A 13,116-nucleotide genomic window follows, 5' to 3' on the forward strand; every position below is an offset into this window, starting at 1 on the left:
ACCGACCCTCCCGGGTCCTCCGAAACCGCTCGTGGATTTTCCGCACCTCATCTCTGGCTATGGAGAATTAATGACCCCCAAGACCGGTGAACAGCTCGTGGGTGACAACGACATAGCCGTCGTGGGGATGGCGTGCCGACTGCCCGGGGCCGATACACCCGAGGAATTCTGGCAGCTCCTCCGAACCGGAAACCACGGAATCACCCGGCAGGAGGACGGCACCTGGCGGGCCGCCCTGGAGAACCACGGGGAATTCGAGGCGGAGTTCTTCGGGATGAGCCCGGCACAGGCCGCCGCCACCGACCCGCAGCAGCGACTCGTACTCGAACTCGGCTGGGAGGCCCTGGAGCACGCCGGAATCGTCCCCGGCCGGCTCTCCGGCACCCGCACCGCCGTGTACGTCGGAGTCGCCTCCGACGACTACGCGGCCCTCGCCCTCGCCCACGCCGACACCGCTGGCGGCTACAGCGCGGCCGGCCTGCACCGGGCCATGACCGCCAACCGGCTCTCGTACCACCTCGGACTGCGCGGCCCCAGCATGGCCGTCGACACCGCCCAGTCCTCCTCGCTCGTCGCCGTGCACCTCGCCTGCCAGGGACTGCTCCGCGGCGAGAGCGACCTCGCCGTGGTCGCCGGAGTCAACCTCATCCTGTCCGGCCACAGCACCACCACCATGGAGTTGATGGGCGCCCTCTCCCCGGACGGCCGCTGCCACACCTTCGACGCCCGCGCCAACGGTTACGTACGCGGGGAGGGCGGCGTCTGCGTCGTCCTCAAGCCGCTGCGCCAGGCCCTCGCCGACGGCGACCGCGTCCACTGCGTCGTCAAGGGCGGCGCCATCAACAACGACGGCGGCGGCCCCAGCCTGACCACCCCGCACCGGGACGCCCAGGAGGCCGTCCTCCGCGAGGCGTACGAGCGCGCCGGCGTCCGCCCCGAGGACGTCGACTACGTCGAACTCCACGGCACCGGCACCCGCGCCGGCGACCCCGTGGAGGCCGCGGCCCTCGGCGCCGTCATCGGCACCGCCCGCACCCCCGGCGCCCCGCTCGTCGTCGGCTCCGCCAAGACCAACGTCGGCCACCTCGAAGGCGCCGCCGGCATCGTCGGCTTCCTCAAGGCCGCGCTCGCCGTCCGAGAGGGCGAACTCCCGCCCAGCCTCAACTACGAGATCCCGAACCCCGACATCCCGCTCGACGAGCTCAACCTGAGTGTCCGGACCGACCTGCGGACCTGGCCGACGGACGAGGGCTCCCGGCCGCGCCGGGCCGGCGTGTCCTCCTTCGGCATGGGCGGCACCAACGCGCACCTGGTGCTGGAGCAGGCCCCGGCCCCGCTCCCGGCCGAGCCCGCCACCCGTACCCTGCCCGTCCTCCCCGTCATCGTCACGGGCCGCACCGCGGAGGGCCTGCGCGACCAGGCCGCCCAGCTCAGCGCGTACGTCGAACACGGCCCGGAGCACAGCCTCCTGGACACGGCCTGGACCCAGGCAGCCGCCCGCACCGTCTTCGGCCACCGCGCCGTGGTCCTGGCCGGCGACCGCGAGGAACTCCTCACCCGCCTGGAGCGCTCCGCCGTCCACGGGGTCGCGGGCGAGACGGGTCGTCGGGTGTTGGTGTTTCCGGGTCAGGGGACGCAGTGGGTGGGGATGGGTGCGGGGCTGTTGGAGTCCTCGCCGGTGTTCGCTGCCCGGTTGCGTGAGTGTGCGGATGCGTTGGCGCCGTTCGTTGATTTTGATGTGGTTGAGGTGGTGCGTGCGGGGGGTTCGCTGGACGGTGTGGGTGTGGTGCAGCCGGTGACGTGGGCTGTGATGGTGTCGCTCGCTGAGGTGTGGCGTTCTCTTGGGGTTGTTCCGGATGCGGTGGTGGGGCATTCGCAGGGGGAGATAGCGGCGGCTGCGGTGTCGGGTGCGTTGTCTCTTGAGGATGCTGCCCGGGTGGTGGCGTTGCGGGCGGGGGTGATCGGCCGTGAGCTGGCCGGGCTCGGTGGGATGGCGTCGATTCCCCTGCCACTCGCGCAGGTCGAGGAACGTCTTGCCGGTGTCGAGTGGACGGGTCGGCTGAGTGTGGCCGCGGTGAATGGTCCGTCGAGCACGGTGGTGTCGGGTGACGCCGACGCGATCACGGAGATCGTGGCCGCGTATGTGGGTGAGGGGGTGCGGGCTCGTCAGGTTCCGGTCGACTACGCCTCGCACTCCGCGCACGTGGAGCGGATCGAGGCCGAACTCCTCGATGTGCTGGCTCCGGTCGCGCCGCGTCGTTCGGAGATTCCGTTCTACTCCACGGTGACCGGTGAGCTGGTTGATACGACGCAGCTGGACGCCTCGTACTGGTACCGCAATCTCCGTCAGACCGTCCGTTTCGAGGAGACGGTCCGGCTGCTCCTGGACCGGGGCTTCGGCACCTTCGTCGAATCCAGTGCCCACCCGGTGCTTGGTATCGGTGTTCAGGAATGTGCTGATGCGGCCGGGCTCGATGTGCTGATCAGTGGTTCGTTGCGGCGTGAGGAGGGTGGCTGGGAGCGGTTCCTGACCTCGGCGGCCGAGTTGTTCGTCCGGGGCATCGACATCGACTGGAGTGTCCTCTTCGACGGCACCGGGGCCAGGACCGTAGACCTGCCCACCTACGCCTTCCAACGCACCCGCCACTGGCTCACCGAGGACGGCTCCGCGGAGCAGGGCCGGGCCTCCGTGGCCGATGCCGACGAGACCCTGCTCAGCCGCGAGCTGCGCGGACGTTCCGAGGTCGAACAGCTGCACCACGTACTGGAGTTGGTGCGCGTCCACGCCGCCGCCGTACGCGGCCGGGCCACCGGCGATTCGATCGCGCCCGAGAAGACCTTCAAGCAGCAGGGCTTCGAGTCCGTCAACGGCATCGAGCTGCGCAACCGGCTGCGGGCCGCGACCGGCGTACGTCTGCCCGCCACCCTGATCTACGACTGCCCGACCCCCCTGGCCGTCGCCCGACTGATCCGCGACGCCGCCGCCGAGGCCGCCACGGCGGCTCCGGCCGCGCCGCCCGCGGCCCCGGCCGGGGTACCGGCCCGCCGGGAGCAGCCGGCCTCCGGCCAGGACGAGGACGCCATCGTGATCGTGGGGATGGCGTGCCGTTTCCCGGGTGGGGTGGGTTCGCCGGAGGGGTTGTGGGAGTTGGTGTCGTCGGGGGTGGATGCGGTGTCGCCGTTCCCGGGTGACCGTGGTTGGGGTGTGGAGTCGCTGTTCGATCCCGAGCCGGGGGTTGCGGGGCGTTCGTATGTGCGTGAGGGGGGTTTCCTTCACGGTGCGGGTGGGTTCGATGCGGGGTTCTTCGGTATTTCGCCGCGTGAGGCGGTGGCGATGGATCCGCAGCAGCGGTTGCTGCTGGAGACGTCGTGGGAGGCGTTGGAGCGGGCGGGTGTTCCGGCCGACTCGCTGAAGGGCTCCCGCACCGGCGTCTTCGTCGGCGCCATGACCCAGGAGTACGGTCCGCGCCTCTACGAGAACGCCCAGGGCTACGAGGGCTACTTGCTCACCGGCAACACGGCCAGCGTCATGTCCGGTCGTATCTCCTATGCGCTGGGTCTCGAAGGCCCTGCGGTCACGGTCGATACGGCTTGTTCCTCCTCGCTGGTGGCCCTCCACCTCGCCGCGCAGTCGCTGCGTTCGGGCGAGTGCGACTTCGCTCTCGCCGGCGGCGCCTCGGTGATGGCGAGCCCTGGCATGTTCGTGGAGTTCTCGCAGCAGCGGGGGCTGGCGTCGGACGGTCGGTGCAAGGCGTTCGCGGAGAGTGCGGACGGTACGGGCTGGGCCGAGGGTGTGGGTGTGCTGTTGGTGGAGCGTCTGTCGGACGCGGTGGCCCGGGGGCATCGTGTGCTGGCGGTGGTGCGGGGTTCTGCGGTGAATCAGGACGGTGCGAGCAATGGTCTGACGGCGCCGAACGGTCCTTCGCAGCAGCGGGTGATCAGGGCGGCGCTGGCCAATGCCGGCCTGGGGACCGCGGATGTGGATGTGGTCGAGGCGCATGGCACGGGGACCCGGTTGGGTGACCCGATCGAGGCTCAGGCTTTGTTGGCCACGTATGGGCGGCGTCCGGTGGAGCAGCCGTTGTGGCTGGGTTCGTTGAAGTCGAACATCGGTCATGCGCAGGCTGCTGCTGGTGTGGGTGGTGTCATCAAGATGGTGATGGCGCTCCAGGAGGGTGTGCTGCCTCGGACGTTGCATGTGGATGCGCCGTCCTCGCAGGTGGACTGGGATGCGGGTGCGGTCGAGCTGCTGACCGAGTCGCGTCCGTGGCCGGAGACCGGGCGTTCACGCCGCGCGGGTGTCTCGTCCTTCGGTGTGAGCGGGACCAATGCGCACGTGATTCTGGAGCAGGCTCCTGTGCCGGATGCGGTGGCGGAGCCGGTGGTTCGTGAGTTGCCGGTGGTTCCGTTGGTGGTGTCCGCGAAGTCGGCGGCCGCTTTGGAGGCGCAGTCTTCCCGGTTGCGGGCCCGGTTGGAGGCGGATTCCGCGCTGCGTCCGCTCGATGTGGGCCTGAGTCTTGCCGCCGGGCGCTCGCACCTGGAGCACCGTTCGGTCTCCCTCGGGGACTTGAAGGTTGAGGGTGTGGCCGGGGCACCGGGTCGTCGGGTGTTGGTGTTTCCGGGTCAGGGGACGCAGTGGGTGGGGATGGGTGCGGGGCTGTTGGAGTCCTCGCCGGTGTTCGCTGCCCGGTTGCGTGAGTGTGCGGATGCGTTGGCGTCGTTCGTTGACTTCGATGTGGTCGAGGTGGTGCGTGCGGGGGGTTCGCTGGACGGTGTGGGTGTGGTGCAGCCGGTGACGTGGGCTGTGATGGTGTCGCTCGCTGAGGTGTGGCGTTCGTTCGGGGTTGTTCCGGATGCGGTGGTGGGGCATTCGCAGGGGGAGATCGCGGCTGCCGCGGTGTCGGGTGCGTTGTCTCTTGAGGATGCTGCCCGGGTGGTGGCGTTGCGGGCGGGGGTGATCGGCCGTGAGCTGGCCGGGCTCGGTGGGATGGCGTCGATTCCCCTGCCACTCGCGCAGGTCGAGGAACGTCTTGCCGGTGTCGAGTGGACGGGTCGGCTGAGTGTGGCCGCGGTGAATGGTCCGTCGAGCACGGTGGTGTCGGGTGACGCCGACGCGATTACGGAGATCGTGGCCGCGTATCAGGGCGAAGGGGTGCGGGCTCGTCAGGTTCCGGTCGACTACGCCTCGCACTCCGCGCACGTGGAGCGGATCGAGGCCGAACTCCTCGATGTGCTGGCTCCGGTCGCGCCGCGTCGTTCGGAGATTCCGTTCTACTCCACGGTGACCGGTGAGCTGGTTGATACGACGCAGCTGGACGCCTCGTACTGGTACCGCAATCTCCGTCAGACCGTCCGTTTCGAGGAGACGGTCCGGCTGCTCCTGGACCGGGGTTTCGGTACTTTCGTCGAGTCCAGTGCTCACCCGGTGCTGATCATGGGTATTCAGGAGACCGCCGAGGGTAAGGATGTCCTGGCCGGTGGTTCGTTGCGGCGTGAGGAGGGTGGCTGGGAGAGGTTCCTGACCTCGGCGGCCGAGTTGTTCGTCCGTGGCGTCGACATCGACTGGACCGCTCTCTTCGACGGCACCGGGGCCAGGACCGTAGACCTGCCCACCTACGCCTTCCAGCACGAGCACTACTGGTTCGAGCCCGTTGCTCCGTCCGCCCCCGCCGCCGACCACTCCGGCACGGACTCCTGGCGCTACCGCACCACCTGGAAGGGCCTGAGCGCCAAGGACCCCGCCGCCCGCCTCTCCGGGCGCTGGCTGCTCGTCCTCCCCGAAGGCGTCGGTGTCCTCGCCGACGAGGCCGAGGCCGCCCTCGTCCGGCACGGTGCCCGGACCGAACGCCTGACCCTGGACACGCGCACCGCCACCCGCGAGACCCTGGCCGGCCGGCTGGACTCGTACCGGACCGAGGGCGAGACCTTCGACGGAGTGCTGTCCCTCCTCCCCCTGGCAGGGGGCACGGAAGCAGTTCTCGCCTTCCTCGCGCTCCTCCAGGCCGCTGCCGACACCGACCTCGCCCCGGCCGGGGTGTGGGCCCTGACCCGGCAGGCCGTGGCCGTCGCCCCCGGCGAGCTGCCCGAGGACTCCGGGGCGCAGGTGTGGGCCTTCGCCCGGGTCGCCGCACTCGAACTGCCCGCCCTCTGGGGAGGCGTCGTCGACCTGCCCGCGCAGCCCGACGCCCGCGCCTTCGACCGGATGGCCACCGCGCTGGCCCAGGGCGGTCGCCCCGGCGCCGAGGACCAGGTCGCCGTCCGCGCCTCCGGCTCCTACGGCCGCCGGGTGACCCGCGCGGGCCATCCCGCCGGGACGGCGGAGGACGCCCGCTGGACTCCCCGTGGCACGGTGCTGGTGACGGGGGGTACGGGTGCTCTCGGTGCTCATGTCGCCCGCTGGCTCGCCGGTGCGGGGGCCGGGCATCTGGTGCTGACCGGGCGCCGTGGCCCGGATGCTCCCGGGGCTGCCGGGCTGGCCGGGGAACTGCGCGCCCTGGGCGCCGAAGTCACCCTCGCCGCCTGTGACGTCTCCGACCGCGAGGCACTGGCCGCCCTCCTCGACGCCCACCCGCCCACCGCCGTCTTCCACACCGCCGGCGTGCTCGACGACGGGGTGATCGGCTCCGTCACCCCCGAGGCCTTCCGCAGGGTCCGGGCGCCGAAGGCCGACGCGGCGCACCACCTGCACGAACTCACCCGCGACCGGGGACTGGAACTGGACGCCTTCGTCCTCTTCTCCTCAGTCACCGGCACCTGGGGCAACGGCGGCCAGGCCGCCTACGCCGCGGCCAACGCCTCCCTCGACGTCCTCGCGGAACAGCGCCGCGCCGAGGGCCTGCCCGCCACCTCCATCGCCTGGGGCCTGTGGGGCGGCGGCGGCATGGCCGAGGGTGCCGGCGAGGAGAGCCTGAGCCGCAGAGGCATCAGGGCCATGGACCCCGACGACGGCATCGAGGCCCTCCACCGCGCTCTCGACCTGGGCGATACCTGCGTCACTGTCCTGGACGTCGACTGGGCCGACTTCGCCCCGCGCACCGCCGCTCTGCGCCCCGGGCCCGTCTTCGGCACCGTGCCGGAAGCCCGGCACGCGCTGGAGGAGGCGCGGCAGCAGGCCTCCGCCGGCGCCTCCATGGGCCCCGCCGAGGGACTGGCCCAACGGCTCGCCGCCCTCCCCGAGGCCGAACGGACCCGGACACTGGTCGAGCTCGTGCGCGGCGAGGCCGCGGCGGTGCTGCGGCACCCGAGCACCGACGCCGTCCGCCCCGACCGGGCGTTCAAGGACACCGGCTTCGACTCCCTCACCGCGCTGGAGCTGCGCAACCGCATCGCCGGTGCCACCGGTCTGCGGCTGCCCGCCACCGTCGTGTTCGACCGCCCCAACCCGGGCGCGCTCGCCACGTACCTGCTCGGCAAGCTCCTCGGAGACACCCCAGAGGCGGCCCCCGTCCCCGTCCCCGCCGTCCGAGCGGCCGGGGACGCGGAGGACCCGATCGTGATCGTGAGCATGGCCTGCCGCTTCCCCGGCGGGGCCGACACCCCCGAGGCCCTGTGGGACCTGGTCATGGCCGAGCGCGACGTCATCGGCGCCGCGCCCACCGACCGAGGCTGGAACCTCGACGAGGTCTACGAGCCCGACCCGGAGTCGGGTCGCCGCGGCACCACGTATGTCCGCGAGGGCGGGTTCCTCCACGAGGCAGCCGAGTTCGACGCCGACTTCTTCGGGATCTCGCCGCGCGAGGCGCTGGTGATGGACCCGCAGCAGCGGCTGCTGCTCGAAACCTCCTGGGAGGCCCTGGAGCGGGCCGGCATCGACCCGCTGTCCCTGCGCGGTACCCGTACCGGCGTGTACGTGGGCCTCACCCACCAGGAGTACGCCTCCCGGCTGCACGAGGCCTCCGAGGAACACGAGGGCTACCTGCTCACCGGCAAGTCCGCGAGCGTGGTGTCCGGGCGCATCTCGTACGTGCTCGGCCTCGAAGGCCCGTCCGTCTCCGTGGACACCGCCTGCTCCTCCTCCCTGGTCACCCTGCACATGGCCGCGCAGGCCGTTCGCGCGGGGGAGTGCGACCTCGCTCTCGCCGGCGGTGTGACGGTCATGGCCGCCCCCGGTCTGTTCGTGGAGTTCTCCCGGCAGCGCGGGCTCGCCGTCGACGGCCGCAGCAAGGCCTTCGCCGACGCCGCCGACGGCACCAGCTGGGCCGAGGGCGCGGGCATGGTCGCCGTCGAGCGGCTGTCGGAAGCCGTCCGCCAGGGCCACCGGGTGCTCGCCGTCATCCGAGGCGACGCCGTCAACCAGGACGGCGCCAGCAACGGCCTCACCGCCCCCAACGGCCCCTCCCAGGAGCGGGTCATCCTCCAGGCCCTGGCCAACGCCGGTCTGGGGACCGCGGACGTGGACGTGGTCGAGGCGCACGGCACGGGCACCAAGCTCGGTGACCCGATCGAGGCACAGGCACTGCTGGCCACGTACGGGCAGCGCTCGGCGGAGCAGCCGCTGTGGCTCGGCTCCCTGAAATCGAACATCGGCCACCCGCAGGCCGCTGCTGGTGTGGGTGGTGTCATCAAGATGGTGATGGCGCTCCAGGAGGGTGTGCTGCCTCGGACGTTGCATGTGGATGCCCCGTCCTCGCAGGTGGACTGGGATGCGGGTGCGGTCGAGCTGTTGACCGAGTCGCGTCCGTGGCCGGAGACCGGACGCCCACGTCGTGCGGGGGTGTCCGCGTTCGGTGTGAGCGGGACCAACGCGCACGTGATTCTGGAGCAGGCTCCTGTGCCGGATGCGGTGGCGGAGCCGGTGGTTCGTGAGCTGCCGGTGGTGCCGTTGGTGGTGTCCGCGAAGTCGGGGCCGGCGCTCAGGGTGCAGTCCGAGCGGTTGCGGGCCCGGCTGGGGGCGGAGGGTGCGCCGCGTCTGCTGGATGTGGGGTATTCGCTGGTGACGTCGCGGTCGGTGTTCGAGCACCGTCAGGTCACGCTCGGTTCCCGGATTGTCGAGGACTCGGTGGGTCCGGTGGGGCGTCGGGTGTTGGTGTTTCCGGGCCAGGGGACGCAGTGGGTCGGGATGGGCGCGGGGCTGTTGGAGTCCTCACCGGTGTTCGCCGCCCGGTTGCGTGAGTGTGCGGATGCGTTGGCGCCGTTCGTTGACTTCGATGTGGTCGAGGTGGTGCGTGCGGGGGGTTCGCTGGACGATGTGGGTGTGGTGCAGCCGGTGACGTGGGCTGTGATGGTGTCGCTCGCTGAGGTGTGGCGTTCTCTTGGGGTTGTTCCGGATGCGGTGGTGGGGCATTCGCAGGGGGAGATAGCGGCTGCGGCGGTGTCGGGTGCGTTGTCTCTTGAGGACGCTGCCCGGGTGGTGGCGTTGCGGGCGGGGGTGATCGGCCGTGAGCTGGCCGGGCTCGGTGGCATGGCGTCGATTCCCCTGCCGTTGGCGCAGGTTGAGGAACGTCTTGCCGGTGCCACCTGGGCCGGTCGGCTGAGTGTGGCCGCGGTGAATGGTCCGTCGAGCACGGTGGTGTCGGGTGATGCCGATGCGATCACGGAGATCGTGGCCGTGTATGTGGGTGAGGGGGTGCGGGCTCGTCAGGTTCCGGTCGACTACGCCTCGCACTCCGTGCATGTGGAGCGGATCGAGGCCGAACTCCTCGACGTGCTGGCTCCGGTCGCACCGCGTCGTTCGGAGATTCCGTTCTACTCGACGGTGACGGGTGAGCTGGTGGATACGACGGGGCTGGACGCCTCGTACTGGTACCGCAATCTCCGCCAGACGGTCCGTTTCGAGGAGACCGTCCGGCTGCTCCTGGACCGGGGCTTCGGCACCTTCGTCGAGTCCAGTGCCCACCCGGTGCTGATCATGGGTATTCAGGAGACCGCCGAGGGCAGGGACGTCCTGGCCGGTGGTTCGTTGCGGCGTGAGGAGGGTGGCTGGGAGAGGTTCCTGACCTCGGCGGCCGAGTTGTTCGTCCGGGGCGTCGACATCGACTGGAGTGTCCTCTTCGAAGGCACCGGGGCCAGGACCGTGGACCTGCCCACCTACGCCTTCCAACGCGCCCGCCACTGGGCGCCGACCTCGCCCGCTGGCGTCGGCGACGCCGCGGCCGCCCGCTTCGGCATGGTGTGGGAGACCCACCCGCTGCTCGGCGGCGCGCTGCCGGTCGCATCGACCGGCGAGACGGTGTTCGCCGGCCGGATCTCGCTCACCGAGCACCCGTGGATCGCCGACCACGCCGTCCGCGGCCGGACCCTGTTGCCCGGCACGGCCTTCGTCGAGCTCGCCCTGCACGCCGCGGCCGCGACCGGCTGCGCCACCGTGGAGGAGCTTTCCCTGGAGGCCCCGCTCGTCCTCGACGGCCACCGCGCCGCGCAGGTCCAGGTGCGCGTGGAGACCGCGGACGAGCAGGGCCGCCGGCGGCTGACCGTCCACTCCCGCCCGGAGGACACCGCCGGAGCCGAAGAAGCCGCGTGGACGCGGCACGGCGAGAGCCTCGTCGCCCCCGCCGCTCCCTCCGCACCCCCGGCCGTCGCGGACTGGGCCACCGTCTGGCCGCCCGCCGGCGCCGAGGAGGTCGAACCCGCCGACGTCTACGGGCAGTTCTCGGACCTCGGTTACGAGTACGGCGAGGTCTTCGCCGGCGTCGAGGCCCTGTGGCGCGGCGACGGCGAGGTGTTCGCCGAGATCCGGCTGCCCGCTCGGGCTCGGGCCGACGCGGCCGGCTACGGCGTGCATCCCGCGCTGCTCGACGCGGCCCTGCAGCCCTGGCTGGCCGGCGGGCTGCTCGACGTGCCGGACGGCTCCGTGCTGCTGCCGTTCGCGTGGAAGGGCATCACCCTGCATGCGGCGGGCGCGGACTCGCTGCGCGTACGCCTCACCCCCACCGGGGAGGGCGCCGTGCGCCTTGAGGCCACGGACCTCACCGCGGCCCCCGTCCTCACGCTGGACGCCCTCGTGATGCGGCCCCTGGCACAGGACCGGCTGGACGCGTTGCTCGGCGCCGCCGCCGAGAGTGCGCTCCCCCTCTACCGGGTGGCCTGGCAGCGGCCCGCCGGCCGCCACGCGGCCGAGCCGCCGGCCCGCCCGGCGGTACTCGGCACCGACGGTTTCGGTCTCGCCGCCGCGGGCCTCGCCGGGGCCGGGGTGTACGCGGACGCGGCCGCGCTGCGCACCGCAGTCGAGGAGGGCGCCGCCCCGCCGGACGCCGTGGTCGCGCAGTTCCCGGCCGATCCGGAGACCACGCCGGAGGACGTGCGCGCCCTCACCGCCCAGGGCCTGGCCCTGGTGCAGGACTGGCTCGCTCAGGACGGGCCCCTCGCGGAGGTCCCCCTGACCGTGCTCACCGGGCAGGCCCTCGCGGCCACCGAGAACGACACCGCGGAAGGACTCGCGGCTGCCGGCCTCTGGGGGCTCGTGCGGTCCGCCCAGACCGAACACCCGGGCCGGTTCGTGCTCGTCGACACCGACGGCACGCCCGCTTCGGCGGACGCGCTCGGCGCGGCGCTCGCCACCGGCGAGCCCCAGTTCGCCCTGCGGGCCGGCGAGGTACTCGTTCCGGCCCTCACCCGCGCGGCGGCCGCCGGCACCGGCACCGCTATCACCGGCACCGGCATCGATAACAACTGCACCGGCAACACCGGGGCCGCGTTCGACCCCGAAGGGACCGTGCTGGTCACCGGGGCGACCGGCACTCTCGGGCGGCTGCTCGTTCGCCACCTGGTCATCGCCCACGGCGCCCGCAGACTGCTCCTCGTCAGCCGCAGCGGCCGGAGCGCGGCCGGGGCCGCCGAGCTGGAAGGGGAACTGACCGCGCTCGGCGCCCGCATCGAGATCGCCGCCTGTGACATGGCCGACCGCTCCGCCGTCGCGGCCCTGATCGCCGCCATCGACCCGGCGCACCCGCTGACCGCCGTGATCCACGCGGCCGGCGTACTCGACGACGGGGCGCTCACCGCCCTCGACGCCGAGCGGCTGAACACCGTACTGCGGCCCAAGGCCGATGCCGCCCTCCACCTGCACGAGCTGACCCGCGGCCTGCCGCTGTCCGCCTTCGTGCTGTTCTCCGGCGCGGCCGGCCTGCTCGGCCGCCCCGGCCAGGCCAACTACGCCGCGGCCAACACCTTCCTGGACGCCTTGGCGCAGCACCGCCGCGCGGCCGGGCTGCCCGCCGTCTCCCTGGCCTGGGGCCTGTGGGGCGAGGCCAGCGGAATGACCGGGCACCTCTCCGAGGCCGACCTGCGCCGTATGCGGCGCTCCGGCATCGCGCCCATGACCAATGACCAGGGCCTCGCCCTCTTCGACCTGGCTCTCGCGGGCCAGGGAGACGCGGGCGCCGACGCCCTGCTCGTACCGCTGCGCCTGGACGCTCAGGCCCTGCGCCGTGAGCGGACCGCGCACGGTCCCCAGGCCGTTCCCGCCCTGCTGCGTGAACTGGTCCCGGCTCCCGCCGCCCCGAGGGGCGCGGCCGTCGTACCGGCAGCCGCGTCGCTCGCCGAAGCCGCCACCGGCTCCGGCTCCGGCTCCGGTGAGAGCGCCGCCCAGGCGCTGACCCGGCGCCTGGCGCCGCTCGGCGCCGCCGCCCGGGGCCGGGAGCTGCTGGCGCTGGTCCGGGCCGAGGTGGCCGCCGTACTCGGCTTCGCCGGGCCCGAGGCGGTCGAACCGGCCCGCGCCTTCCGCGAGATCGGCTTCGACTCCCTGACCGCGGTCGAACTCCGCAACCGGCTCAACGCCGTGACCGGACTGCGCCTGGCGGCGTCCCTGGTCTTCGACCACCCCACCGCCCAGGCCGCCGCCGTGCACGTCGGCGAGGAGCTGGACACCGCCGCGGGCGGCGGCCGGGAGGCCGGCGAGGCCGCCCTCGCCGGACTGGAGGCCCTGGAGGCCGCCGTGACCGGGCTCGCAGAGGACGACATCCGTCGCGAGGTCGTCCACCGTCGGCTGGCCGCCCTGGTCACCGTCCTGGGCGGGCACCCGGCCGGCACGGCCACCGCCCCCGAGCCGGCGCTCGAACTCGCCGACGACGAACTTTTCGCCTTCATCGAGGAGCAGTTGTGACGGGAAGCGCCGCCAACGGCACCAGCACCAGCACCAGTACCAGTACCGGCACGGACGACACCGGCAGCACCGACAAG

Annotated in this window: 1 protein-coding gene; it reads left to right on the top strand. The window is 72.4% G+C overall.

Annotation, left to right across the window (positions count from 1 at the left end; all coding sequences use genetic code 11):
- Positions 1–70 precede the first annotated feature (70 nt).
- Positions 71–13,039, top strand: a complete 12,969-nt coding sequence (locus ACIP89_RS33510; RefSeq protein ID WP_402118143.1) for an SDR family NAD(P)-dependent oxidoreductase — start codon at positions 71–73, stop codon at positions 13,037–13,039.
- Positions 13,040–13,116 lie beyond the last annotated feature (77 nt).

Source organism: Streptomyces sp. NPDC088730, assembly GCF_044751215.1.
Lineage (GTDB): Bacteria > Actinomycetota > Actinomycetes > Streptomycetales > Streptomycetaceae > Streptomyces.

What these genes read in the sequence shown, in the direction of transcription:
- ACIP89_RS33510 (WP_402118143.1), top strand. Translation starts at nt 71, where the DNA reads ATGACCCCCAAGACCGGTGAACAGCTCGTGGGTGACAACGACATAGCC.